The following is a 26,194-nucleotide window of genomic DNA, read 5'->3' as shown; positions in this document are numbered from 1 at the left end:
CCGATACCCGCTTCAGACCGCTCAACCCTTCAGCCAGGCCTCCCGGGCCTTCGAAACCGCGGCCGGCTTCGCGGCCGCCGTCAGCCGGTAGCGCGTGACTTCCGGGCCGTCGAGCTTCAGTTTCGCGGTGCGGAGCTCGTCGCGACGGAAGGCGTGAACCTCGACCTTGTCACCGGGCCGGTAGCGCGCGAGCAGTGCGTCGAGGTTGGTGCCCGTGACGCGCAGCCCGTCGACCGCGATCAGCATGTCGCCGGCCGACAGCCCCGCACGATGTGCGGCGCCGCCTTCGTAGACGGCCGCGAGCGTGCAGTCCGCGCCGCCGCGCAGGCGCGCGCCGATCGTCGGCTTCGCGATCGCGCCGTTCGCGACATCGGGCGCAAGCGTCACGCCGAACGGTGCGAGCAGTTCGGCGAGCGGCAGGTCGCGCGTGCCGTGCACGGCATCGGCGAACAGGCGGCCGAGCGCGACGCCCGTCGCCGCTTCGATCAGCGCCTCGACTTCGTTCTCCTCGACGCCCATTTGCTTGCCGCGGTAGAAATCGCGGCCGTAGCGCTGCCACAGCAGGCGCATCACGTCGTCGAGCGACTTCTTGTTGCGCGTCTGCGCGCGGATCGCGAGATCGAAGGCGAGTGCGACGAGCGAACCCTTCGTGTAGTAGCTGACGATTGCGTTGGTCGCGTTCTCGTCCTGGCGGTAGTACTTGATCCACGCGTCGAACGAGCTTTCGGCGACGCTCTGCTTCAGGCGCCCCGTGCCGCGCAGCACACCGCCGACCGTACGGCCGAGCGCCGCGAAATATTCGTCCTGCGACATCAGCCCGCTGCGCACCAGCATCAGGTCGTCGTAATACGACGTGAAGCCCTCGAACAGCCACAGCAGCGACGTGTAGTTTTCCTTCGACAGGTCGTACGGCACGAACGCCGCCGGCTTGATGCGCTTCACGTTCCACGTATGGAAGTACTCGTGGCTGCAGAGCCCGAGATACGTGCGATAGCCTTCCGTCGTTTCGGGCCGCCCCTTCACCGGCAGGTCGGTGCGGTTGCAGATCAGCGCGGTCGACGCGCGGTGCTCGAGGCCACCGTAGCCGTCGCTGACCGCCAGCGTCATGAACACATAGCGGTCCATCGGCGCTTTCTTCGATTTCGGCTCGAACAGCGCAATCTGCGCTTCGCACACGCGCTTCAGGTCGGCGCGCAGGCGCTCCAGGTCGAGTTGCGTCACGCGCCCCGCGATCACGATGTCGTGCGGCACGCCGTGCGCGTCGAACGTCGCGAGCGCGAATTCGCCGATCGTCACCGGATGGTCGGAGAGCTCGTCGTAGTTCGCTGCGCGATAGGCGCCGAACCCGTAACGCTTGGTGCCGCGCGCCTCGGGCAGCGACGTGCCGACGCGCCATGCGCGGAACGCCGCACCGGCCGGCTTCGCGATATCGACTTCACACGGCGCCTCCTCGTGGCCCGCGACGCTCAGGAACACGGCCGTCGCGTTGAAGAAGCCGCCCGATTCATCGAGATACGCGGAGCGCACCGACAGGTCCCACGCATACACGTCGTAGCGCAGCGTCAGCGTGCCGTTCACGGGTGCGGCCTGCCACGTGTGCTTGTCGGTCTTCGCGATCCGCACCTTGCGGCCTGCGTCGTTGAACGCGCCGAGCGTCACGATGTTGCGCGCGAACTCGCGCACCAGGTAGCTGCCCGGAATCCACACCGGCAACGAAAAGCGCTGGCCTTCGGGGTCGGGATCGGTGACCGTCACCGACACTTCGAACAGGTGCGCGGCAAGATCTTTCGGAACTATCGAATAGCGGATCGGCTGGGTCATCGTGGCAATCGGTCGGTCGAATACGGCGGCGGAAACGAAGAGAGGCGCCGGCAGATGCGGGCGCCCCTCGCTGGCCGGGCCATACGGCCCGGCGTGTGTCGGTTACTTGCTCGAGGCGAGCGCCTGGTTGAGCTGGTCGGCCGACACGGCGCCCGGCAGGCGGCGGCCGTCCGGCAGGAAGATCGTCGGCGTGCCCGTGACGTTCATCCCGCGGCCGAGCGCGAGGTTCTTGTCGAGCGCGGTCGTGTCGCAAGTACCGGCGCCGGACGGCGCGCGGTGGTCGAGCATCCAGCCCTGCCACGTTTTCGCGCGATCGGTCGCGCACCAGATCGCCTTCGACTTCGCGGTCGAATCCGGCGACAGCACCGGGTACAGGAACGTGTAGACGGTCACGTTGTCGACCGACTGCAGCGTCGTCTCGAGCTTCTTGCAATACGGGCAGTTCGGATCGGAGAACACGGCGATCTTGCGGGCGCCGTTGCCCTTGACGACCTTGATCGCATTCGCGAACGGCAGGCTCGCGAAGTCGATCTTGTTGATTTCGGACAGGCGCGCGTCGGTCAGGTTCTTGTGCGTCTTGGTGTCGACGAGATCGCCGAGCAGCACGTAATCGCCTGCCGCATCGCTATAGATGATCTGCGAGCCGAGGTTGACTTCGTAAAGGCCGGCGACCGGCGCTTTCGACACGCTCTTGATCGGTGCGTCGCTGCCGAGGCGGGCCTGCAGCGTTGCTTTCAGCTTGTCGGTGGTCTGGTCGGCCTGCGCGGTGCAGCCAAGCGTCGCCATCGTGACGGCCAGCGCCAGCGACGCGATGCGGATCGTTTTTTTCATCGAAATCTTCCTTCAGCTCAATCGGAGTGCACGGCACAGTGTACGCCGTAACGGAACCGTGTCCGACCGGCGAAGCGGCCGAAGGTTCGATCGATCAGCCGAGCGCGGCCGATACGAGCCAGCGCTTCACGAGCGGCTGCGCGCCGACGAAGGCCATGCCCGCGTTGCGCACGACCTTCGCGAGCGAGCCCGGCACGGCGAACAGCCGCTGCAACCCATCGGTCGCGACCATCAGCGCGCGGATGTCCTCGCGGCGCGAACGCTCGTAGCGACGCAGCAGCACCGTATCACCGAGGTTGCGGAAGCTTTCCTTGCCCGCGATCGCGTCGGCAAGCGCCGCGACGTCGCGCAAGCCGAGATTCATCCCCTGCCCCGCGAGCGGGTGGATCAGGTGCGCGGCATCGCCGACGAGCGCGACGCGCGGTGCGATCAGCTTGTCGACCGTCTGCAGCGCCAGCGGGAAGCCGGCAGCCGGCGTCACGCAGTCGAGCGTGCCGACCTGACCGTGCGACACGCGCTCGACTTCGGCCGCGAGCTGCGCCGGATCGAGTGCGAGCAATTCGTCTGCATGCGCGGTGTGCGCGGACCAGACGAGCGATACATGGCCGTCCGGCAGCGGCAGCAGCGCGACGATCTCGCCTTCGTGGAACCACTGGTAGGCGGTCTCGCGGTGCGGCAACGACGCCTTGAAGTTCGCGACGACGCCGGTTTGCCGGTAGTCGCGCCGCTCGACCTTGGCCCCCATTTGCGAGCGCACCCACGAATGCGCGCCGTCCGCGCCGACGACGAGGTCCGCTTCCAGCACCTGCCCCGACGACAGCGTGAGCACGGCCGCGTCGTCGCGCACGTCGAAGCCCTGTGCGCGCGCATCGAACCACGTGAGGTTCGGCTGGAACCGCAGCGCGGCGTCGAGCGACGCCTCGACCAGCGACGATTCGGCGATCCACGCGAGCTGCGGCACGGACGCCTGGTACGCGGAGAAATGCAGTTCCGCGTGCGCGTCGCCGTACACGCGCATGTCGTAGACCGGCGCAAGCCGGCTGTGATCGAGCGCCTGCCAGACGCGCAGCCGCTCGAGCAGCGCCTGCGAACTGGAGGACAGCGCGTAGACGCGCGTGTCGAAGGCGAGATCGGCGGGGCGCGGCGTGGCCGGCTGGGCGAGCAAGGCTGTCTTGTAGCCGGACTGGGTCAGCGCGAGCGCGGCCGTCTTGCCGACGAGCCCGCCGCCGACCACGGCGACGTCGAAGGTGTGGTGGGCAGTCATGGCGGGCATTATAGCCGCGGGGCCAAACCCTTACGCGGCCGGACTTTGCGGGAAATCAGCAGAATCGCAGGGCGATGCGGCAACGCAGCGGCCCGCCGCATCGGCCATTCGGCGCCTGCCCGGAATCCGGGGCGTCGGCACGGTACAATAGCGACTTTGACCGTCGGCCCGCCGCGCCCCACGCGCCGGCCGCCCTTTTTTCCCGCGCCGCCGTGCCCTGTCCGGCCGCGCCGCCTTACCCGTCCGAAGGATTCCATGAGTCTCAAATGCGGCATCGTCGGCTTGCCCAACGTCGGCAAGTCCACCCTGTTCAATGCGCTGACCAAGGCCGGCATCGCCGCCGAGAACTACCCGTTCTGCACGATCGAGCCGAACGTCGGCATCGTCGAAGTGCCCGATACGCGCCTGAAGGCGCTCTCCGAGATCGTCAAGCCGGAGCGTGTCGTACCGGCCGTCGTCGAATTCGTCGACATCGCGGGCCTCGTCGCGGGCGCGAGCAAGGGTGAAGGCCTCGGCAACCAGTTCCTCGCGAACATCCGCGAAACCGACGCGATCACGCACGTCGTGCGCTGCTTCGAGGACGAGAACGTCATTCACGTCGCCGGCAAGGTCAGCCCGATCGACGACATCGAAGTGATCAACACCGAGCTCGCGCTCGCCGACCTCGGCACCGTCGAGAAGGCGCTCACGCGCTATTCGAAGGCCGCGAAGTCGGGCAACGACAAGGAAGCGGCAAAGCTCGTCGCGGTGCTCGAAAAAGTGCGCGCTCAACTCGACCAGGGCAAGGCCGTGCGCGGCCTCGAACTGTCGGACGACGAAGCGGCGCTGATCAAGCCGTTCTGCCTGATCACCGCGAAGCCGGCGATGTACGTGGCCAACGTGAAGGACGACGGTTTCGAGAACAACCCGCATCTCGACGCGGTCCGCAAGTACGCGGAAAGCGAGAATGCGCCGGTCGTGGCCGTATGTGCGGCGATCGAGGCGGAAATCGCCGATCTCGACGATGCGGACAAGGAAGCGTTCCTCGCCGACATGGGCATGGAAGAGCCGGGCCTCGACCGCGTGATCCGCGCGGGCTTCAAGCTGCTCGGTCTGCAGACGTACTTCACCGCGGGCGTGAAGGAAGTGCGCGCATGGACGATCCATATCGGCGACACGGCGCCGCAGGCAGCCGGCGTGATCCACACCGACTTCGAGCGCGGCTTCATCCGCGCGCAGACGATCGCGTTCGACGATTTCGTCACGTACAAGGGTGAGCAAGGCGCGAAGGAAGCCGGCAAGATGCGCGCGGAAGGGAAGGAATATGTCGTGCACGACGGCGACGTGATGAACTTCCTGTTCAACGTCTGAGCGTTGCGTTATCGCCTCAGTGAAAAGCCCGCTTCTGCGGGCTTTTCACTTTTCGGTGTACCTGCCTAGTCACGACCGGAGCCGCCCGTGTCCGATTTAGATCCGGCTATGCATAGCTGCATGGTGCCCCCCCCTGTGCCGTCTCATTGCATTGCGCAAATCGACGCGCGCTCCATACGGTTGCGCGGATGGTATTTCGACCAGACAAACTGACTGAAATAGCTTTCAGCAACCTCCGTCCATGTCCGAAGTCCGTCGTCTTCCTGCAGTACGTGCCTCGCGTTAACCAGCAACCAGGACATCACGGCCTGGCTGTCGCGACACTTCGCGCATTCTCCTGACGTACAACAGCGCGCAAGCGAGACAAAATCGGCACGATACGCATTGAACCTGGGTAGCGCGGGCCACCCCGACGCGAACCGATCCACGTTTTGCGGATGATCTTCGCTGACGCTCGGACAACTAGCACCATTGAATGCTCCCCAGGCGGTCTCACCCCGCATCAGGGCCGTCAGATAATAGGGATGGCTTGCAATGGTTTCAGGGTATTTCGCTTTCAAGTCGAGCAGGACGTCCAGCAACCGCTCCTCGCCTCGTCGACGTAGCGGGCCGTCAACGTCGTAGGGACTGTAGTAATTGAACAGCAACCGATTCCCGTTATCTCGAATTTTGCGCACCGTTTCCTCGATGTACGCAATACCGTCAATCGTCACTGCATAGACAAAACCCGCACGTTCGTCGTCGCGATAGTTTGCCAGCGTCTTGTCGAATAAGCCGGTGAAGCGTTTTCCGTTCGGACCAATCGCACGCAATTCATCGTCGAGTGGCCCGCCGCCAAATACGGAGATCGCGATGGTGATGTCCTCGAATCCTTCAGACGGGATTTTTCGAAGTCCATTCGTCGACACTGACACTTTCGGCATGTATTTCCTGAACATCCGTATCCGATCGAGGTGCAATGCAGGCTCGCCGCCAATCAATAGCGGCGCGTTGACCCCGCGCGCAGCCTCCTCCGTCACACGCTGCTCAAGGCGACGCGCATCGCTCAACTCTTGCGATGCTGTATCGAATTCGTTCTCGAAAAACCAGCAGCCCTTGCAACGGAGGTTGCATTGATTCGTGAGATGGTAAAGCGACGCGCGCGTCTCCTTCGCCTCATTTCTGACGGCCCTGAAGCGCGATTTCATTTCTGTTGAATCATCCATCATGGTCTCCTGATGTGAGGATGCGAACGACACGCGCCGTCAGCGCAGCAACCCTCTGGTGAGTTCCGGCCACAGCGACGAATGCTCGCGGCGGAACATGCCGACGTGGCCAATTGCTCGGCCGTCGGGATTTTCTGGATGGATGAAGTGGACGTCGGACTTGGCGCTCGGCAGCAGGCGCAGCCAATCTGCAATATTGGCCGGCGTGGCAAGCGGGTCGTCGGTTGCGGCCACAACGGTGACGGGAGCGATAAATTCGTCGTAGTAGTGGCGCACCACCTCTGCTCCGAATTCGTTCGCCACATATCCGGGCCGACGGCACCATCGGGCCCACTGACGTCCGACGCACGGCGGCAGATCATCTCCCCAGCCGAATACCCTGGCCGGAACGTAACCGAGCAGTCGAGCGGAAATCGGCACATACAGATGGGCAAGCAGCAAGGCCGCGAAACGCTTTGGCCAGCGAATATTGCCGACATACCCGGAAGACGCCGAGATGGCGCATAGCGAGCGAATCGACGCGTGATTCGGCATCAGACCGACCAGCTGTGCGCCCGCGCTATGCCCAATCAAGTGCGCGTCGCGCGCCCGGGTTTTGCCAAGGAGCCAGTCGAGCGCTGCGGGCATGTCGAGTTGCCCCCAGTCCTGTTTTCGCGCCCGGGACTGGCGGACGTGATCCGTACCGAGCGACGCGCCGATCCCCCGATAATCGAATACGACCGTTGCATGACCGCCTTTGCTTAGCCAATCTGCAAACGGGAAATAAAAGGATTGTCGGATTCCCGTCGCAGGGCAGATGAGCACCGGGGAACGATCACCCTCGGCCGCCGGGAAATAGGTTCCCTTGAGCTGGAATCCGTCGCGGGCGGAGAAAGTTATGCCGACGCGAGCAGTCGAACGCTCAGTCATTGTTGCGACCTCGATACAGTCGACAAACGACAAGGCGTATCGATCGCGCAATTGGATATCAGGTGCTTCCTGATAATGCCGATCATCAACAAAGGATGCCAAATTGATTCATCCATCGATTCACCTCGGTAATCGAAGCAATCAATGTACGAGCATGTCTTTGTTGACGAAATCAGACGAGTTCGATTATTGCGAGCTAGTTGCTTCTTGCCTCTCGCAACGCGTCGCGCGTCGGCATTTTCGGCCGCATTGGATGCGACAAAAGCAAATGGCCCGACCGGCAAACGCCGGTCGGGCCATTTTTCATGACGCGGGCTTTCCGCCCGCCATCACTTCACCCACTCAAGTCGCCGACACGCGCCGCCCTTCGCTCGCCTGCGCATCGCGACCACGCTTGTTCAGCCACGACGCCAGCAACACGATCAGCGCCAGCACGGCCGTCGCCCCCACTTCCATCCGGTGATCCTCGCTCACGAGCATCACGGTCAGTGTGCCGCAGATGAACAGGATCACCAACCACGTGAGCCACGGGAACAACCACATCCGCAGCGTCAGGTCCGCACCGGTCGATTCGAGCGTCTTGCGCATCCGCAGCTGCGAGATCGCGATCACGAGATACACGAGCAGCGCGATCGCGCCCGACGTTGCCAGCAGGAAGCCGAACACCTGCTCCGGCATCAGATAGTTCGCGATCACGGTCAGGAAACCGAACGCGGTCGACGCGAGCACGGCCGCGCGCGGCGTGCCGGTCGAATCGGTGCGGTGCAGGAACGCGGGCGCATCCTTGCGCTTGGACAGCGAGAACAGCATCCGCGACGCGGTGTACAGCGCCGAATTCAGGCAGCTCGCGACCGACACCAGCACGATCACGTCGATGATCGCCTTCGCGTTCGGGACGCCGATCAGCTCCATCGCGCGCTGATACGAGCCGTGCTTCGGCAGCAGCGGGTCGTTCCACGGCACGATGGCCGCAACGACGAGAATCGAGCCGAGATAGAACAGCGTGATACGCCAGATCACCGAGTTGGTCGCGCGCACGATCTGGCGTTGCGGGTTGTCCGATTCGGCGGCCGCGATCGTCACGATCTCGGTGCCGAGGAACGAGAACATCGTCGTCAGCATCGCCGCGAGCACCGCGCCGGCGCCGTGCGGCATGAAGCCGTCATGCACGAACAGGTTCGACACGCCCGACACAGCCGGCGCCGGGATGATGCCGACGATCGCCGCACCGCCGATGCACAGGAACACGACGATCGCGACAACCTTGATTAGCGCGAACCAGAATTCGAATTCGCCGTAGTTCTTGACCGAGAAGAGGTTGGTCACCGTCAGCACCAGCGTGATGCCAAGCGCGAAGACCCAGGTCGCGACGCCAGGGAACCATGCGTTGAGAATGGTCGCGGCGGCGGTCGCCTCGATCGGGATCACCAGCACCCAGAACCACCAGTACAGCCAGCCGATCGAGAAACCGGCCCAGTGGCCGATCGCGCGATCGGCATAGGTGGAGAACGAACCGCTGTCCGGATGGGCGACTGCCATCTCGCCGAGCATGCGCATCACGAGCACGACCAGCACCCCTGCGATCGCATACGCGAGGATCGACGCCGGGCCGGCTTCCGCGATCGCGTGGCCGGAGCCGACGAACAGGCCCGCGCCGATCACGCCGGCAATCGACATCATCGTCACGTGCCGCTGCTTCAGGCCCGTACCCAGGCCTGTGTTGCTTCCACTCATCTGTCTCTCTCCAAAAAACGGTTCCGGTATGGCCGGGTATCGCGTGAAGGCAGCACGGGGGATTGTGGTTCTTGAGCCGGGCCGGATGCGGCGCCTGCACGGGATGCAGGCGCGCAGCCGGATCGGGGGCCGTTCCGGAACGGGTCGCGACGCAGTCTGCGAAGCTGCGGGTGCGATGCGGCACGCAGGGCGCCGGCGCATCGCGTGCGCCCTTTCCGTCGGCTTTCGTCAGCTGCCTTCGAAGCGAAGGAGTGTAAGCATCAAACGGTTCTTCACTAAGAACCAATTGAAGAATTTCGATGGAACCACTTGTTGCATCGACATCGATCGATGCAACGCTTGTACCGTCCGTGGCGACTCGCGAGCGCGCCGAAAGCGCCCGGCGACATCGGGTCAGTCAGTCGCAACCGGCGGCGCGTCAGCGCGTGCCGTTCGCCATCTCGTCACGCCATTTGGCGGGGACGACGGCCTGCCATTCTCGCAGAAGCAGGCTTTTCACGGCGTCCGGATGGGCCGCCGACAGCCGCACCAGCACGATCGGCCAGCCGACGTAGTGATCCGTCACGTAATACACGTCGGGTTCCGATTCGATCAGCCACGCGCGCTCGTCGGGGCCGACGCCTTTCACGACGAGCGTGTCGCCGTCCTCGCGCAGCCGCGCGAGCATCTTGCCCTTCACCTTGAGGGAGGGCGTGCCGTATGACGTGCCTTCCTCGACGCCGCGCCACGCCAGCGCGATCTGCCGGACTTCGTCGAATGTCATGGAGCCTCCCGGCTGGATGCCTTCGGTTCACGATCCGGCCACCCTACCGGAATTCGCGAAGCCGTGCCGTGGGCAGTGCGCTTATCCGCGCGCTGCACGCGCGGCCGTCGACGCACGCCCCGTCGTCGCGACGATCGCGAACGCGATCGCATTCGCGGCGGCACTGGCCAGGATCGGAACGAGATAGCCGCCGCCCGCGTCATAGATGAAGCCGGCCGCGGTCGGCCCGATCAGCGTGCCGAATGCGACGCTCGTATAGAGCACGCCGATGATCCCGCTCACGTTGCGGCCGCCGAAATAGTCCATCACCACCGCCGGCAGCACCGCGACCCAGCCCCCGTAGAACACGCCGAACCCGAGTGCGAACGCGGCAAGCGTGGGGACGGTGCCGGCGCCGGCCCACGCAACGAGCGCGACGGCCATGCCCGCGAACATCGCGAGCAGCGACGTGCGGCGGCCGAAGCGGTCGGCGAGGCCGCCGAGGAAGAAGCGGCCGGCCGTGCTGCCGACGCCGATCGCGCCGAGCAGCAGCACGGCCGTCGATGACGAGACGCCATGATCGAGCGCGTACGGCACGAGATGAACGAACGGGACGAACACGCCAAACGAGCAGATGAGGCATGCCGCGTAGAGACTCGCGAACGAACGCGACGTAACGGCTTCGCGCACCGTCGCGCCGGCAGCCGGCTTGCGACTCGCGGCTGTACCGGACACCGAAGCCCCCGCATCGCGCGCGGTGGCTTTCGCGCCGCCGCCCTCGACGGACTCATGCGCCGCCTCCCCGTCCGGCAGCAGCCCCCGCCCGCGCGGATCGTTCTCGATCAGCAACGCCATCCCCGCGCCGATCACGACCGCGATCACGGCCAGCGCGAAATACGCACCGCGCCAGCCGACGTGCGCGATCAGCGCGGACGCGAGCGGCGGCATCACCAGCGTGCCGACGCCGATCCCGGCGACCGCGAGCCCCGACGCGAAGCCGCGCCGGCGCACGAACCAGCGCTGCACGGCGCCGACAGCCGGCACGTACGCGCAGCCGACGCCGAGACCGACACCGAGCCCGTACGCGACATAGACCTGCACCAGCGTATGCGCGGCGCCGGCAGCCGCGAGCCCGATGCCCGTCAGCAGCATCCCGGCGACAGCGAGCCGCCGCGAGCCGAAGCGGTCGGCCAGCGGCCCGCTGACGATGCCGAAGCCGAAATACAGGAAGCCGGCGAGCGAGAACACGAGCGAGATCTGTCCGCGCGACGCGGCGAAATCCTGCTGCAGCGACTCGACGAAGGCGCTGAACGTGTATGCGCTGCCGAAACCGACGAACGTGACGGCAAACGCGGCCGCCACCACGTACCAGCCGTAGAAAACGCGCGATGCGCCCTGGCGGTTCATGACGATGCTCCTCTCAGGTTCCGCCGGCTGCCGGGCGGCGTCCGGATTGCCTCATGGATATAGTTGAACTATGTTGATCGCACCGGCTGCCGACAGGCAGTCGCGAAGCATACGATCCGATGCGTCAACGGTACTCGTGCATACGCATCGTCTCAAACGATATTTCGTCGGACTTTCGATTTAGAAAAACTGAATGAATCGTTCCCGCTTGCCGCCTCTCAACCCGCTGCGCGCATTCGAAGCGGCCGCCCGCCACCTGTCGGTGAAGGCGGCTGCCGAGGAGCTGTCGGTCACGCCCGGCGCGGTAAGCCAGATGATCCGCACGCTCGAGACGCATCTCGGTGTACAGCTGTTCGAGCGCGTCAACCGCGGCATCCTGCTCACGGCCGCCGGCCGCGACTACCTGCCGCCGGTGCGCAACGCGTTCCGGCAGATCGCCGATGCGTCGCAGCGCGTGTCGGGTGCGGCCGACAGCGGCGTGCTGACGGTGAGCGTCACGCCGTTTTTCGCATCCGCGTGGCTCGTCCCGCGCCTCGCGCAGTTTCGGGAGGCTTGCCCGGACGTCGACCTGCAGGTCGTCACGAGCCATGCACCGGCTGATTTCTCGCGCGACGGTGTAGACGTCGCGATCCGTCATGGCCTCGGGCGCTACATCGGGCTGTGCAGCGAGCGCCTGCTGACGGTGGAGATCGTCGCGCTCGCGTCGCCCGAACTCGTCGCGCGGCTCGGCATGCCGGCGACGCCGGCCGAGCTCGTCGGCTGGCCGCAGTTGCACGACGCCGAGCGCAAGGGCTGGCACATCTGGTTCGGCGCACAGCGGATCGACGACTTCGGCCCGCCGCGCGGCCCCGCGTTCGACGACTCGGGCCTGTTGCTGCAGGCGATCGTCGCCGGCCAGGGCGCCGGGCTGCTGCCGGCCGCGATGGTGCGCGGCGAGCTGGCGAGCGGCCGACTCGTGCAGCTCGCCGACGTCGCGTGGCTCGACGATTTCGCGTACTACCTCGTCTATCCGCCGCATCACGCGGAACGGTCAAAAGTTGCCGCCTTTCGCCGATGGATCCTCGACGCCGCACTGGCCGACGGCGCGGCATCGATGTCCGGCGCGGCGTAGTGCCCTCCGTCACGGCGCGCTTCTTCTGCCGATCGGCTAACATGCGGCCCGGCACCGATAACAACAGACCGAGAGAGACCATGCCCGCCCTGCTCCGCCGCGCGACACGCGTCGCGACGCTGTCCGCCGCATTTTTCGTCGCGTGCGCCTCGCTGCCCCTTCCGGCACACGCGTATCGCGCACCGACCGGCTACAGCAACGAAGCCGATCTCGACCGCCACGACACGTATCGCAACCGCGACGGCGAAACCGTGCACGCCCCCGCGCATTCGAAATCGGGCCGCGTGCCCGACGGCGCGAGCGCGCGCTGTCGCGACGGCACGTACAGCTTCAGCCGCCACCGGCGCGGCACGTGCTCGGGGCACGGCGGCGTCGCCGCGTGGCTGTAGCCTCGGCCGAATGGCCAATCCGGACCGCTGCAGCCCCCCGCCGCTGTCAGCGACGCTCGGCGGCGAAGTACAATAGCCGCTCGCGCCGCCCACATGCGGCGACGCCGCCGCGCCCTGCGCGGCACGCTCCGTACCGAATCACCCGACGCCGCCACGCCCGCGCGCTGCGCGGCAGTCTCAACCACTTCTGACTTTCACACCGAAATGGCCCAATACGTTTTCACGATGAACCGGGTCGGCAAGATCGTGCCGCCCAAGCGCCAGATCCTGAAGGACATCTCGCTGTCGTTCTTTCCCGGCGCGAAGATCGGCGTGCTCGGCCTGAACGGCTCGGGCAAGTCGACACTGATCCGCATCATGGCGGGCGTCGACAAGGACATCGAAGGCGAAGCCACGCCGATGCCGAACCTGAACATCGGCTACCTGCCGCAGGAACCGCAGCTCGACCCGACGAAGACGGTGCGCGAAGCCGTCGAGGAAGGCCTTGGCGACCTGTTCCAGGCCAACAAGAAGCTCGAGGAAATCTACGCGGCGTACGCGGAGCCGGACGCCGACTTCGACGCGCTCGCAGCCGAGCAGGCGAAGTACGAGGCGATCCTCGCGTCGAGCGACGGCGGCAGCCCCGAGCAGCAGCTCGAAGTGGCCGCCGACGCACTGCGCCTGCCGTCGTGGGACGCCAGGATCGAACACCTGTCGGGCGGTGAAAAGCGCCGCGTCGCGCTGTGCAAGCTGCTGCTCGAAAAACCCGACATGCTGCTGCTCGACGAACCGACCAACCACCTCGACGCGGAATCGGTCGACTGGCTCGAGCAGTTCCTGGTGCGCTTCCCGGGCACCGTCGTCGCGGTCACCCACGATCGCTACTTCCTCGACAACGCGGCCGAGTGGATTCTCGAACTCGACCGCGGCCACGGCATTCCGTGGAAGGGCAACTACAGCAGCTGGCTCGACCAGAAGGAAGAGCGCCTGAAGCAGGAAGAAGCGTCGGAATCGGCGCGCCAGAAGGCGATCAAGAAGGAACTGGAGTGGGTGCGCCAGAACCCGAAGGGCCGCCAGGCGAAGTCGAAGGCCCGTATCGCGCGCTTCGAGGAGCTGAGCAGCCAGGAATACCAGAAGCGCAACGAAACGCAGGAAATCTTCATTCCGGCCGGCGAACGCCTCGGCAATGAAGTGATCGAGTTCAAGAACGTCAGCAAGTCGTTCGGCGACCGCCTGCTGATCGACAATCTGAGCTTCAAGATCCCGGCCGGCGCGATCGTCGGCATCATCGGCCCGAACGGCGCCGGCAAGTCGACGCTGTTCAAGATGCTGACCGGCAAGGAACAGCCGGATTCGGGCGAAGTCGTGATGGGGCCGACGGTGAAGCTCGCGTACGTCGATCAGAGCCGCGACGCGCTCGACGGCACGAAGACGGTATTCGAGGAAATCTCGGGCGGCGCCGACGTGCTGACGGTGGGCAAGTACGAAACGCCGTCGCGTGCGTACATCGGCCGCTTCAACTTCAAGGGCGGCGACCAGCAGAAGATCGTCGGCAACCTGTCCGGCGGTGAACGCGGCCGTCTGCACCTCGCGAAGACGCTGATCTCGGGCGGCAACGTGCTGCTGCTGGACGAACCGTCGAACGACCTCGACGTCGAAACGCTGCGCGCGCTGGAAGACGCGCTGCTCGAATTCGCGGGCTCGGTGATGGTGATCTCGCACGATCGCTGGTTCCTCGACCGGATCGCGACGCACATCCTCGCGTTCGAAGGCGATTCGCAGGTCACGTTCTTCGACGGCAACTACCAGGAATACGAAGCCGACAAGCGTGCACGCCTCGGCGAGGAAGCCGCGAAGCCGAAGCGTCTGCGCTACAAGCCGATCAGCCGCTGACCGGCACGACCCGGGTGCCCGGCGCCGCGGCAACGCGGGGCCGTCGCCGAGGGCGGCCGCTTCAGGACGGGTCACGTCACAACAAAAAAGCGGGCCGCTGGCCCGCTTTTTCTATCCGATGGCAGGCTGCTCGCCCGCCGCTTACGCGAGCGCGCCCAGTTCGCGCAGCCGCGCCTCGGTCGTCGCCGCACTCGTGTGATGAATGCCGTGCCAGCCGAGCGCCGTCGCGGCCGCGGCGTTCTTCGCGTTGTCGTCGATGAATACGAGTTCGTGCGGCGCGATGCCCGGCAGGTGCGGTTCGATCCGCGCATGCATCTCGCGGTAGATTGCCGGATCGGGCTTCACGAGCTTCACACGACCCGACACGACGATCTCCTTGAAACGCCGCAGCACCGGGAAGTTGTCCCACGCATACGGAAACGTCTGCGCGGACCAGTTCGTCAGGCCGAAAAGCGGCATCCCTTGCGCTTCAAGTCGATCGACGAGCGCGGCGCCCTCTTCGAGCACACCGCCGATCATCTCGTGCCAGCGCGCGTAGAACGCGCGGATCAGCGCCTCGTGCTCCGGAAACTTCGCAACGAGCTCGGCCGTCCCCTCTTCGATCGTCTGCCCGCCGTCCTGACGGATCACCCAGTCCATCGCGCACACGTGCGTGAGGAACCAGCGACGCTCCGCGTCGTCGGGAATCAGCTCCCGGTAAAGGTACTCCGGGCTCCAGTCGATCAGCACGCCGCCGAAATCGAACACCACGGCCTTGATCGTCATGCGAACTCCGTCGAAAGGACGTCCGCGAGCGGCCGCGGCGTCACCGGGTTGCCCGACAGCGAATTGTTTTGCCATACGAAGTGATGGTGCGCGACGATCTGCGCAGCCGACAGGTGCGTGCGCTCGTTCGTCGTGTGCAGATCGGACACGACCGTCGTCCGGTAGCCAAGCAGCGCCGCGCGGCGTGCGGCCGAATCGACGCAGAACTCGGTCGCATAACCGCAGATCAGCACCGAACGGACGCCGTGGCGGTCGAGCTGCGCCGCGAGCGGCGTGTCGTGAAACGAATCGCTCACCTGCTTGCGCACACGCCAGTCGTCGTTCCCGACGACCAGCCCCGCATGCAGCTCCCAGCCCGGCGTGCCGGGCACGATGTCGTCGTCCGCATCGCCGTCGTGCTGCACGAAGCACACGGGCGCGTTCGCCGCACGCGCCGCCGCCGTCAGCCGGTTGATGCCCGATACCACGTCGTCGAGCCGGTAAGCGGGCCGCGCCCGCTCCACCAGCCCGCGCTGCATGTCGACCACGATCACTGCGGTGTCCGCCATTGCCTGCCCTCGGTTGTGTCGTTCGGCCGTTGTCCGGCCGTTATCGCGTGTTGTGTCAGATCGGCTGCGTGCGCGCGACGAGCCACGCCTTCGCATCGCCGCTCAGGTGCCGGCCGACACGCTCGCGCACCGTCGCGTGATACGTGTTCAGCCATGCGCGCTCGTCGTCGTGCAGCATCTCGATCAGCACGCAGCGCGTGTCGATCGGGCACAGCGTCAGCGTCTCGAATGCGAGGAAATCGCCGAATTCCGTTTGCCCGGCCGCGCGGTTCACGACCAGGTTCTCGATCCGGATGCCCCACTGGCCGGGACGGTAGACGCCCGGCTCGATCGACGTGATCATGCCCTCTTCCATCGCCGTGTGCGGCTCGGCCGGCGCGTAGTGCGAGATCACCTGCGGGCCTTCGTGCACGTTCAGGAAGTAGCCGACGCCATGCCCCGTGCCGTGGCCGTAGTCGAGCCCGGCCGCCCACATCGGTGCGCGCGCGATCGCGTCGAGCATCGGCGAGCGGATGCCGCGCGGGAAGCGGGCACGCGACAGCGCCATCATCGACTTCAGCACGATCGTGAAATCGCGCCGCTGCAGGTCGCTGACGGTGCCGACCGGCACGACACGCGTGATGTCGGTCGTGCCCGTCACGTACTGGCCGCCCGAATCGATCAGCAGCAGGCCGTCGCCGGCGATCGTCGCGTGCGACGCCGGCGTCGCGTGGTAGTGCGGCATTGCGCCATTCGCGTTGAAGCCCGCAATCGTCGCGAAGCTTGCCGACACATAGCCGGGGCGCCGGGCGCGGGCGGCCGTGAGCTTTTCCTCGATCGTCAGCTCGGTGATCGTCTCGCGGTTCACCGCCTGCTCGAACCACGCGAAGAACTCCGCGAGCGCGGCGCCGTCGTGTTCCATCGTCACGCGCACGTGCTCGATCTCGGCGGACGTCTTGCGCGACTTCGCGAACGTCGACGGATTCACGGCCTCGACGAGCTTCACGCCGGCCGGCACGGCCTCGAGCGTGCCGAACGTCACGCGGCGGGGGTCGATCAGCAGCGTCGCGCCGTCCGGCAGCGACGCGAGCGCGGCGCGCGCGGCGTCGTAGGCACGAACGTCGACACCATCCTTCGCGAGCGACGCGGTCAGCGCCGGCGACACCTTGCCGTCGGCGACGAACAACGTCGCGCGATCGGCGCCGATCATTGCGTGCGCAACGAATACGGGATTGAAGTTGACGTCGGCGCCGCGCAGGTTGAACAGCCATGCGAGATCGTCGAGCGTCGAGACGAAATGCCATTGCGCACCCTGCGCGCACATCGCGCGGCGCACTTCGGCCAGCTTGCTCGCGCGCGTCGTGTCGGCCTGCGGCGCCGTGTGCTCGAACACCGCGTCGCCGGGCAGCCCCGGCCGCTCGGGCCAGATCGCGTCGAGCAGGTCGAGATCGGTGCGCAGCGCGATGCCACGCGCATTCAGCGCACCCGTCAGCCCGCGTGCGGCCGCGACGCCCAGCACGGCGCCGTCGACGCCGACCGTCGCACCGGCCGCCACGTTCTGCGCGAGCCAGTCGACGTGCGGCGCGCTCTGCTGCCCACCCGTCATCTTCATCAGTTGCACGCCCGTGCCCGCCAGTTCGGCATCGGCCTGCACCCAGTAGCGGCTGTCGACCCATAGCCCCGCGAAATCCGCGGTCACGACCAGCGTGCCGACCGAGCCCGTGAAGCCGGACAGCCAGCGGCGGGCCTGCCAGCGCTCCGGCAGATACTCGGACAGATGGGGATCGGCGGACGGCACGAGATAGGCGGCCAGGTCCTCGCGGGCCATGGCGCCACGCAGCAGCGCGAGGCGGGCCGGCACCGGCGAGACTTCGGGAAGACGGGCATTCATGATTTCACCTGAGAACATTCAGCGACGGGCCGACAGCGTAACCGTCACGGCTACGACGAGGAACGCGACACCGGTGCAGACCGGCCATTCGAGCGTCTCGCCATCGTAAAACAGTCCCGAGAGATTGCCGGCCATGCGGGCCGCGCCCGCGCCGACGATGCCGGCGAGCACCGCGATCCACCATGCCGGCCGGCCCGTGCGCCGCATCGGATGCAGCCATCGGCCGAACAGCCCGACGGCCGCTCCCAGGACAAGGATTCCAAACCAGTTCATTCGACGCCTTCTATAAATTCAGATTCGTCCCATAGGCGTGAACGTTGCCAGCGGCTAGCATCGATTCATCCATCGAACCCGAGACCAGCCGGGTGCCGCCAACATTCGAGTGTAGGGGCCGACTCGACGTTATGGCAAGCGCGCGCCGGCTGCCGTATTGAAGAAATTCTCATGCGAATCGCTCTGATCGATCCGGACGCGCGCCATGCCGCGCTCCTGAACCGCCTGCTCTTTGCGGGCGGTCATGTGTGCCACGCGTTTCCGTCCAGCGCGGCGTTGTTCGAGTGGCTCGCCACCGACAACACGTGCGACATGCTGATCACCGGCCACTGGGCCGGCGACCAGCCGGCCGAGGAAGTCATCCCGCGTGCGCAGACGGTCCTGCCGGGGCTGCCGGCCATCGCCGTGATGCTGCTGCCGCGCGAAAGCGAAATCGTATCGTGCCTGCACGCGGGCGCCGACGATTGCCTCGTACGCCCCGTGAGCGGGCCCGAGCTGCTCGCGCGCGTGAACGCGCTGAGCCGGCGCGCCGGCGTCCGCCGGCCGCCCAACCGCTCGCGCGAAATGTATGGCGAATACGTTTTCGACGCCACGCATTGCCTCGTTCGCTTCGACGACGCAATCGTTTCACTCACGCCGAAGGAGTTCCGGTTCGCGCAGTTGCTGTTCACGAACCTGTCGCGGCCGGTGTCGCGCGCCCATATCCTCGAAACGGTGTGGGCGCGCCGCCGCGACATGAAGTCGCGCACGCTCGATACCCATGCGTCCCGGCTGCGCAGCAAACTACGGCTGCTTCCGGAGCGCGGCTACCGGCTGCTGCCGCTCTACGGCTACGGCTATCAGCTCGACCGCGTGCCGATCGAGCCCCCAAATTCCCGGCCCCGCCACGCCGATGCCCGGTATGCAGCGAGTGAGGAAATCGCTGAAACGCTATAATATGGGGCTAAACGATAGCCCTCGATATGCAACTCCTCACGATCGGAATCAATCACCACACTGCGCCTGTCGCCTTGCGCGAACGCGTGGCGTTTCCGCTCGAGCAGATCAAGCCGGCTCTCGTCACGTTCAAGAACGTGTTTCTCGGCCCCCAGGCGCCCAATACGCCCGAAGCGGCGATCCTCTCCACCTGCAACCGCACCGAGCTGTACTGCGCGACCGACGATCGTGCGGCACGCGAAGGTGCGATCCGCTGGCTGTCGGAGTATCACCGGATCCCGGTCGACGAACTCGCGCCGCACGTCTACGCGCTGCCGCAGTCGGAAGCGGTCCGGCACGCATTTCGGGTCGCCTCCGGCCTCGATTCGATGGTGCTCGGCGAAACGCAGATTCTGGGCCAGATGAAGGACGCCGTCCGTACCGCGACGGAAGCCGGCGCACTCGGCACCTATCTGAACCAGCTGTTCCAGCGCACATTCGCGGTGGCGAAGGAAGTGCGCGGCACGACCGAAATCGGCACGCAGTCGGTGTCGATGGCCGCCGCCGCGGTGCGCCTCGCGCAACGGATCTTCGAAAAGGTGTCGGATCAGCGCGTGCTGTTCATCGGCGCTGGCGAAATGATCGAGCTGTGCGCGACGCACTTCGCCGCGCAAGGCCCGCGCGAACTCGTCGTCGCGAACCGCACGGCCGAACGCGGCCAGCGGCTCGCCGAACGCTTCAACGGCCGTGCGATGCCGCTCGCGGATCTGCCGACCCGCATGCACGAGTTCGACATCATCGTGTCGTGCACGGCGTCGACGCTGCCGATCATCGGCCTCGGCGCAGTCGAGCGCGCGGTGAAGGCGCGCCGCCACCGGCCGATCTTCATGGTCGACCTCGCGGTGCCGCGCGACATCGAGCCTGAAGTCGGCAAGCTGAAGGACGTGTTCCTCTACACCGTCGACGATCTCGGCGCGATCGTGCGCGAAGGCAATGCATCGCGCCAGGCCGCGGTCGCGCAGGCCGAAACGATCATCGAAACGCGCGTGCAGAATTTCATGCAATGGCTCGACACGCGCAGCGTCGTGCCGGTGATCCGTCACATGCATACGCAGGCCGACGCACTGCGCCGGGCCGAAGTCGACAAGGCGCAGAAGCTGCTCGCGCGCGGCGACGATCCGGCCGCCGTGCTCGAAGCGCTGTCGCAAGCGCTGACCAACAAGCTGATCCACGGCCCGACGAGCGCGCTCAACCGCGTGAACGGCGCCGATCGCGATTCGCTGATCGACCTGATGCGCGGCTTCTACCAGCACGCCCCGCGCTCGAACGACCAGTCCGGCCACTAGCGCCGCCAATCGCCCTGCCGCCGGCCGCGCGCCGGCCTATCCTTTCCGAATACCCCTTGCCCGGGAGCGCCGCTCCACACCATGAAAACGAGCATGCAACGCAAGCTCGACCAGCTGTCCACACGGCTGGCCGAACTGAACGACCTGCTGAGCCGCGAAAACGTCACGGCCGACCTCGACCAGTACCGCAAGCTCACGCGTGAACATGCGGAACTCGGCCCGGTGGTCGAACAGTACGCGCTGTGGCGCCAGTCGCGCAGCGACGAGACGGCTGCACAGGAACTGCTCGGCGATCTGTCGATGCGCGACTTCGCGGAAGACGAAATCCGCAGCGCACGCGAGCGCATGACCCGCCTCGAGACCGAGCTGCAGAAGATGCTGCTGCCGAAGGATCCGAACGACGACCGCAACATCTTCCTCGAAATCCGTGCGGGCACGGGCGGCGACGAATCGGCGCTGTTCGCGGGCGACCTGCTGCGCATGTACCTGCGCTTCGCGGAACGCCAGCGCTGGCAGGTCGAAATGATGTCGGAGAGCGCGTCGGATCTCGGCGGCTACAAGGAAGTGATCGTGCGGATCGCGGGCCAGGGCGCGTATTCGCGCCTGAAGTTCGAATCGGGCGGCCATCGCGTGCAGCGCGTGCCGGCCACCGAAACGCAGGGGCGCATCCACACGTCCGCGTGCACGGTCGCGGTGATGCCGGAAGCCGACGAAATCGGCGAGGTCGAGATCAATCCGGCCGATCTGCGGATCGACACGTTCCGCGCGTCCGGCGCGGGCGGCCAGCACATCAACAAGACCGATTCGGCGGTGCGCGTCACGCACATTCCGACCGGAATCGTCGTCGAGTGCCAGGACGACCGCTCGCAGCACAAGAACAAGGATCGCGCGCTGAAGGTGCTCGCCGCGCGCATCAAGGACAAGCAGTATCACGAGCAGCACGCGAAGGAAGCCGCGACGCGCAAGAGCCTGATCGGCTCCGGTGACCGCTCGGAGCGGATCCGCACGTACAACTTCCCGCAGGGCCGGATGACCGACCACCGGATCAACCTGACGCTGTACCGGCTCGAAGCACTCATGGACGGCGACCTCGACGAACTGATCAGCGCGCTGGTCAGCGAACACCAGGCCGAACTGCTCGCGTCGCTCGGCGATGCCGACTGAGACCGCAATGCCCGACACCACCGCCGACGAACTGCTGCGCGCGTCGCCGCTCGACGCGGTCGATGCGCGCGTGTTGCTCGCGCACGCGCTCGGCTGGACCCGCACGCAATTGATCACGCGCGGCGACGCGCCGCTCGACATGGCCGCGGTCGAACGCTATCGCGCGCTCGAGGCGCGCCGCCTGGCCGGCGAGCCGGTCGCGCAGCTCGTCGGGATGCGCGAATTCTTCGGCCGGCCGTTCGACGTGACGCCCGACGTGCTGATTCCACGCCCTGAAACCGAACTGCTCGTCGAAGCCGCACTCGATGCGATCGACGGGCTGCCGCATCCGGCCGTGCTCGATCTCGGCACGGGCAGCGGCGCAATCGCCGTCTCGATCGCCGCCGAGCGTCCCGATGCGCGCGTGTGGGCGCTCGACCGTTCGCCGACCGCCCTCGAGGTCGCACAACGCAACGCCGGCAAGCTTCTCGACGCGCGCCGCCCCGGCGGCCCGCTGCACTGGCTGCAGAGCGACTGGTACACGGCACTCGATCCGGCACTCGCATTCGACACGATCGTCAGCAACCCGCCTTACATCGCGCAGCACGATCCGCACCTCGAGCAGGGCGACCTGCGTTTCGAGCCGCGCGGCGCACTCACCGACGATGCCGACGGCCTCAGTGCGATCCGCACGATCGTCGCGGGCGCCGGCTCTTATCTGAAACCGGGCGGCACGCTCTGGATCGAGCATGGCTACGACCAGGCCGAGGCCGTGCGCGCGGTGCTCGCCTCCCACGGCTTCGTCGCGGTCGAATCGCTTGCCGATCTGGCCGCCATCGAACGCACGACAGGCGGCCGCCTGCCGGGCTGATGCCCGGCCCGCCCGGTTGAAATCCGCTATCATTTCGATCTAACGCCCCGCAAACGCAAGGTCAGTCATGGACACCCAACAACGTATCAAGCAAATCGTCGACGAAAACCAGGTCGTGCTCTTCATGAAGGGCAACGCGCAATTCCCGATGTGCGGCTTTTCGGGCCGCGCCATCCAGGTGCTGAAAGCCTGCGGCGTCGACCAGTTCAAGACGGTCAACGTCCTCGAAGACGACGAGATCCGCCAGGGCATCAAGGCATTCTCGAACTGGCCGACCATCCCGCAGCTCTATGTGAAGGGCGAATTCATCGGCGGCTCGGACATCATGATGGAGATGTACCAGTCGGGCGAACTGCAGCAACTGTTCGCCGCCGCGTAATACGCCCCTCCTTTCGATGGCCTCTCCCAGCGCGCCGCCACGCCGGCTGATCGTCGCGATCACCGGCGCCACCGGCGCGATCTACGGCGTACGGCTGCTCGACCTGCTGCGCGCCGCCGGCGGCGTCGAAACGCACCTGCTGATTTCGAACGCCGGCTGGCTCAACATCCAGCACGAACTGAAGCTGTCGAAGGCCGATGTCGAAAGCCGTGCGGACGTCGTGCATTCGGTGCGCGACGTCGGCGCGACGATCGCATCGGGGTCGTTCGCGACCGACGGCATGGTGATCGCGCCCTGCTCGATGAAGACGCTCGCGAGCGTCGCGCACGGGCTGTCCGACAACCTGATCACGCGCGCAGCCGACGTCACGCTGAAGGAACGCCGCCGCCTCGTGCTGATGGTGCGCGAAACGCCGTTCAACCTCGCGCATCTGCGCAACATGACGGCCGTCACCGAAATGGGCGGCATCGTCTTCCCGCCACTGCCCGCGTTCTACGCGATGCCGAAGACGATCGAGGAACTCGTCGACCAGACCGTCACGCGCGTGCTCGACCTGTTCGCGCTCAGCGCACCACTGACGACGCCGTGGGCCGGTATCCGGCACGCGCAGTAAGCGAGCACCCCACGGTCCGTTCGTCGCACATCCTCGCCGATTTTCACTGAAATTCGTTCAATTTCGCGCATACGGCGTCCAGCTGCCGTGAAGCGCACGGCGCCGCGCCCGGATTATCAACAAACAAGCGTCAATCAAATTCCCGATCGCAGATTTATCAATATCCGGTGCGCGCCTATAGTCACAGGCAAATCCCCTTGCAGGCCACCACCATGAACCGCTTGCCTTCGCTCTACCTGTCCCACGGCGCCCCGACGCTGCCGATCGACCCGACGCTGCCGTCCGGCGCGTTCACGCACCTGGCGGCCGAATTGCCGCGCCCGCGCGCAGTGCTCATGCTGTCCGCGCACTGGGGCACGCAGCGGCCCGTTTCCAGCATCGCCGCGCATCCGGAAACGATCCACGATTTCTACGGCTTTCCGCAGGCGCTGTACGACATCCGCTACCCGGCGCCCGGCGCGCCCGACGTCGCCGAGCGCGCGGCCGGGCTGCTGAATGCGGCCGGCATCGAGACCGCGACGACCGAGCACGGCCTCGACCACGGCGCGTGGGTGCCGATGCTGCTGATGTTCCCGGAAGCCGACGTGCCGGTGGCGCAGCTGTCGATCCAGCCGCGCGCGGATGCCGCCCACCACTTCGCGCTCGGCCGCGCGCTGCGACCGCTGCGCGACGAGGGCGTGATGGTGATCGGCTCCGGCCAGATCACGCACAACCTGCGCGCCGCCGATTTCGGTGCGGCACCGGAGGATGCGGACCCGCGCGTCACGGAGTTCACCGACTGGTTCGAGGCGAAGCTGGCCGCGCGTGACGTCGACGCGCTGCTCGACTACCGCCGGCAGGCGCCGCACGCGGCGCTGATGCATCCGACCGACGAGCATCTGCTGCCGGTGTTCACGGCACTCGGCGCGGCGGACGACGACTACCAGCTCGGCATCCAGTCGCTCGGCACGTACCAGCGCGTGCTCGCGATGACGAACTACGTGTTCGCCGGCACAACCGCCTGAGCGGCCGCGCGGCAGCCGCCGACCGCCCAACAAAAAACCCGCCCGAGCATCGCTCGGGCGGGTTTTTTTACGCTGCTTGCTGCCGCCGCCGGATCCGGCGGCAGGTCACGCGTCAGGCACCGACCCCTTCGAGGATCTCGTCGTGCGACTCGCGCTCGTCGAGATACTTGGTCCGGTAGCCGGTATTTACGCCCCAGAAGTAGAACACCAGCGAGATCGCCGCGACGACCACCATGTCCCAGCCGTACGGCAGCACGCCGTGGCCGCCGAACTCCTTGCTGCCGATCAGCGACAGCACGGCCATCGTCGGCAGGTACGCGACCAGCCACCAGGCGGCCTTCAGGTCGTCACCCCAGCCGGTCCAGCCCGACTTCGCCTGGAAGTAGAAGTACACCGGCAGCGCGACGATCATCAGCAGGATGATTTCGCCCGTCAGCGGCCACTTCGCCCAGTACAGGATCAGCGACGCGCAGACGAATGCGAACGGTGCGATCAACTTCATCAGCGGAATCGACAGCGGACGCTCGATGTCGGTCGCCGAACGGCGCAGCGCCATCAGGCTGATCGGGCCGGTCAGGTACGAAATCACCGTCGCCACCGAGATCACTGCCGCGAGCGAGCTCCAGCCGCGGAAGAAGAACAGGAAGATGAACGACACGAGCAGGTTGAACCACATCGCCTGGCGCGGCACGCCGTAGATCGGGTGCACGTTGCCGAACATCTTCGGCATCGTGTTGTTGCGCTCCATCGCGTAGATCATGCGGGTGGTCGTCGCCATGTAGGTCGTACCAGTGCCGCTCGGGCTGATGAACGCGTCGACATACAGCAGGATCGCGAGCCAGTTCAGGTTCAGCGCGATCGCGAGTTCCGCGAACGGCGACGAGAAGTTGAAGTGCGCCCAGCCCTTCGCGACGTCGGCCGGATTCACCGAGCCGATATACGCCATCTGCAGCAGCACGTAGATCACGAGCGCGAGCAGGATCGACGTGATCACCGCGAACGGCACGCTGCGCGACGGGTTGCGCGCTTCACCGGCCAGGTTCACCGGGCTCTGGAAGCCGTTGAACGCGAACACGATACCGCTCGTCGCGACCGCGGTCAGCACCGCCGACCAGCCGTACGGCGCGAAGCTTGCATTCGATGCCGTGCCGAGGTTCTCCGCATGGAAGCTCGTCAGCATCAGGCCCAGGATCGTGAGGCCGGGGATCAGGAACTTGAAGATCGTGATCGCGGTGTTCGCCCGCGCAAAGGCCTTGACGCCCCAGTAGTTCAGCATGAAGTAGATGACGACCAGTACGGCCGACAACAGCAGGCCGAGCGTCTGTAATTCGCCGTTCACGAACAGTGCGTGCGCCCAAGGATACGGCCACGTGCTCATGTACTGGATCGACGCTTCGGCCTCGATCGGGATCACGGATACGATCGCGATCCAGTTCGCCCACGCACTGATGAAACCGACCAGCGAACCGTGCGAGTAGCGCGCGTAGCGCACCATGCCGCCCGACTCGGGGAACATCGCGCCCAATTCCGCGTAAGTCAGTGCAATGGCGAGAATCACGACAGCGCCGATGATCCAAGCGCAGATCGCCGCCGGACCGGCAATCTTCGCGGCCTTCCAGGCGCCGAACAGCCAGCCCGAGCCGATAATCGAACCCAGCCCCGTCAGCATCAATGCAAACGGGCCGATGTTCCGTTGAATAGAACTCTTCACATCCTCTCCTGTGTCTCAAAAAGCATGGTCGGCTCGCGGTCCGGGATCGGCTCGGACAGCACCGCGCACGCAATTTTGGGGGGGCGTGTCACCCGATCGGGGCAACCCGTCCACGCGGCGC

The 26,194-nt window shown here is 66.1% G+C and carries 24 protein-coding genes; 11 read left to right on the top strand and 13 right to left on the bottom strand.

What is annotated here, in order from left to right; genetic code table 11:
- Positions 1-21 precede the first annotated feature (21 nt).
- The 3 genes from LGM89_RS34255 to LGM89_RS34245 form a co-directional block, all read right to left on the bottom strand.
- Entirely contained in the window at positions 22-1,821 is a 1,800-nt protein-coding gene (locus LGM89_RS34255) for a M61 family metallopeptidase (protein WP_226275391.1), read from the bottom strand.
- A 102-nt stretch (positions 1,822-1,923) separates the two neighbouring features.
- Positions 1,924-2,652, bottom strand: a complete 729-nt coding sequence (locus LGM89_RS34250; protein ID WP_089424391.1) for a DsbC family protein — start codon at positions 2,650-2,652, stop codon at positions 1,924-1,926.
- 94 nt (positions 2,653-2,746) lie between these two features.
- Positions 2,747-3,925, bottom strand: coding sequence for a UbiH/UbiF family hydroxylase (locus LGM89_RS34245; RefSeq protein ID WP_089494022.1), 1,179 nt, complete (start codon positions 3,923-3,925; stop codon positions 2,747-2,749).
- 246 nt (positions 3,926-4,171) lie between these two features.
- Between LGM89_RS34245 and ychF the strand changes: the two genes are divergently transcribed.
- Complete coding sequence (gene ychF / locus LGM89_RS34240) at positions 4,172-5,266, top strand: redox-regulated ATPase YchF (RefSeq protein ID WP_089439131.1); 1,095 nt, start codon at positions 4,172-4,174, stop codon at positions 5,264-5,266.
- A gap of 143 nt (positions 5,267-5,409) precedes the next feature.
- Here the strand turns inward: ychF and LGM89_RS34235 are convergent, their stop codons facing one another.
- The 5 genes from LGM89_RS34235 to LGM89_RS34215 all read right to left on the bottom strand — a co-directional run bounded on the left by LGM89_RS34235 (position 5,410) and on the right by LGM89_RS34215 (position 11,263).
- Complete coding sequence (locus tag LGM89_RS34235; RefSeq protein WP_226275389.1) at positions 5,410-6,471, bottom strand: radical SAM protein; 1,062 nt, start codon at positions 6,469-6,471, stop codon at positions 5,410-5,412.
- A gap of 39 nt (positions 6,472-6,510) precedes the next feature.
- Complete coding sequence (locus tag LGM89_RS34230) at positions 6,511-7,482, bottom strand: alpha/beta fold hydrolase (protein WP_226275387.1); 972 nt, start codon at positions 7,480-7,482, stop codon at positions 6,511-6,513.
- Positions 7,483-7,722: 240 nt separating this feature from the next.
- Positions 7,723-9,114 (bottom strand): GABA permease, encoded by a 1,392-nt coding sequence (gene gabP / locus LGM89_RS34225; RefSeq protein ID WP_089494019.1) that lies wholly within the window; start codon positions 9,112-9,114, stop codon positions 7,723-7,725.
- A 418-nt stretch (positions 9,115-9,532) separates the two neighbouring features.
- A complete protein-coding gene (locus LGM89_RS34220; protein WP_089494018.1) occupies positions 9,533-9,877 on the bottom strand; it encodes an MmcQ/YjbR family DNA-binding protein in 345 nt (114 codons plus the stop codon).
- Positions 9,878-9,958: 81 nt separating this feature from the next.
- A complete protein-coding gene (locus LGM89_RS34215) occupies positions 9,959-11,263 on the bottom strand; it encodes an MFS transporter (RefSeq protein ID WP_089494017.1) in 1,305 nt (434 codons plus the stop codon).
- Between the two features lie 193 nt (positions 11,264-11,456).
- Between LGM89_RS34215 and gcvA the strand changes: the two genes are divergently transcribed.
- From gcvA to ettA, 3 genes are all read left to right on the top strand, one after another.
- Positions 11,457-12,374 carry a transcriptional regulator GcvA gene (gene gcvA, locus LGM89_RS34210; RefSeq protein ID WP_089494016.1) on the top strand — a complete coding sequence of 306 codons (918 nt, stop codon included), beginning with the start codon at positions 11,457-11,459 and terminating at the stop codon, positions 12,372-12,374.
- An 80-nt stretch (positions 12,375-12,454) separates the two neighbouring features.
- Positions 12,455-12,763, top strand: coding sequence for a DUF3761 domain-containing protein (locus LGM89_RS34205; protein ID WP_226207823.1), 309 nt, complete (start codon positions 12,455-12,457; stop codon positions 12,761-12,763).
- A 204-nt stretch (positions 12,764-12,967) separates the two neighbouring features.
- Complete coding sequence (gene ettA, locus LGM89_RS34200) at positions 12,968-14,635, top strand: energy-dependent translational throttle protein EttA (protein WP_089472072.1); 1,668 nt, start codon at positions 12,968-12,970, stop codon at positions 14,633-14,635.
- A gap of 141 nt (positions 14,636-14,776) precedes the next feature.
- Here ettA and LGM89_RS34195 read toward each other — a convergent pair whose 3' ends face one another.
- Genes LGM89_RS34195 through LGM89_RS34180 form a run of 4 tightly spaced genes read right to left on the bottom strand, consistent with a single transcriptional unit; the run spans position 14,777 to position 18,091 of the window.
- Entirely contained in the window at positions 14,777-15,400 is a 624-nt protein-coding gene (locus LGM89_RS34195) for an HAD family hydrolase (RefSeq protein ID WP_089494014.1), read from the bottom strand.
- A complete protein-coding gene (locus tag LGM89_RS34190) occupies positions 15,397-15,948 on the bottom strand; it encodes a cysteine hydrolase family protein (protein ID WP_226275384.1) in 552 nt (183 codons plus the stop codon). Before LGM89_RS34190 ends, LGM89_RS34195 begins: the two co-directional genes overlap by 4 nt.
- Positions 15,949-16,003: 55 nt before the next feature.
- Complete coding sequence (locus LGM89_RS34185) at positions 16,004-17,818, bottom strand: aminopeptidase P family protein (protein WP_226275382.1); 1,815 nt, start codon at positions 17,816-17,818, stop codon at positions 16,004-16,006.
- An 18-nt stretch (positions 17,819-17,836) separates the two neighbouring features.
- The gene (locus LGM89_RS34180; RefSeq protein ID WP_039352130.1) at positions 17,837-18,091 is read right to left on the bottom strand and encodes a hypothetical protein; all 255 of its coding nucleotides are present in this window, start codon (positions 18,089-18,091) and stop codon (positions 17,837-17,839) included.
- A 171-nt stretch (positions 18,092-18,262) separates the two neighbouring features.
- Between LGM89_RS34180 and LGM89_RS34175 the strand changes: the two genes are divergently transcribed.
- The 7 genes from LGM89_RS34175 (at position 18,263) to LGM89_RS34145 (ending at position 24,362) form a co-directional block, all read left to right on the top strand.
- The gene (locus LGM89_RS34175; protein WP_089494011.1) at positions 18,263-19,027 is read left to right on the top strand and encodes a response regulator transcription factor; all 765 of its coding nucleotides are present in this window, start codon (positions 18,263-18,265) and stop codon (positions 19,025-19,027) included.
- A gap of 26 nt (positions 19,028-19,053) precedes the next feature.
- Positions 19,054-20,352 carry a glutamyl-tRNA reductase gene (hemA, locus tag LGM89_RS34170; protein WP_089424380.1) on the top strand — a complete coding sequence of 433 codons (1,299 nt, stop codon included), beginning with the start codon at positions 19,054-19,056 and terminating at the stop codon, positions 20,350-20,352.
- 81 nt (positions 20,353-20,433) lie between these two features.
- The gene (gene prfA, locus LGM89_RS34165; protein WP_089430537.1) at positions 20,434-21,516 is read left to right on the top strand and encodes a peptide chain release factor 1; all 1,083 of its coding nucleotides are present in this window, start codon (positions 20,434-20,436) and stop codon (positions 21,514-21,516) included.
- 7 nt (positions 21,517-21,523) lie between these two features.
- Positions 21,524-22,366 carry a peptide chain release factor N(5)-glutamine methyltransferase gene (gene prmC, locus LGM89_RS34160; RefSeq protein WP_089494010.1) on the top strand — a complete coding sequence of 281 codons (843 nt, stop codon included), beginning with the start codon at positions 21,524-21,526 and terminating at the stop codon, positions 22,364-22,366.
- A gap of 67 nt (positions 22,367-22,433) precedes the next feature.
- Positions 22,434-22,745: a Grx4 family monothiol glutaredoxin gene (grxD, locus tag LGM89_RS34155; protein ID WP_011350791.1), complete on the top strand. Its 312-nt coding sequence runs from the start codon at positions 22,434-22,436 to the stop codon at positions 22,743-22,745.
- Positions 22,746-22,761: 16 nt separating this feature from the next.
- Entirely contained in the window at positions 22,762-23,358 is a 597-nt protein-coding gene (locus tag LGM89_RS34150) for a UbiX family flavin prenyltransferase (RefSeq protein ID WP_048251007.1), read from the top strand.
- 212 nt (positions 23,359-23,570) lie between these two features.
- Entirely contained in the window at positions 23,571-24,362 is a 792-nt protein-coding gene (locus LGM89_RS34145; RefSeq protein WP_226275380.1) for a DODA-type extradiol aromatic ring-opening family dioxygenase, read from the top strand.
- Positions 24,363-24,474: 112 nt separating this feature from the next.
- On the opposite strand, the gene LGM89_RS34140 is transcribed toward LGM89_RS34145, so the two are convergent.
- On the bottom strand, positions 24,475-26,073 hold the full coding sequence (locus tag LGM89_RS34140) for an APC family permease (protein ID WP_089472067.1): 1,599 nt from the start codon (positions 26,071-26,073) through the stop codon (positions 24,475-24,477).
- Positions 26,074-26,194: the final 121 nt, after the last annotated feature.

It is taken from the genome of Burkholderia sp. AU31624 (assembly GCF_020420065.1).
In the GTDB taxonomy this organism is placed as follows: Bacteria; Pseudomonadota; Gammaproteobacteria; order Burkholderiales; family Burkholderiaceae; genus Burkholderia.
Note: the sequence above shows the minus strand (reverse complement) of the source record. Positions and strands in the feature narration are given on the sequence as shown.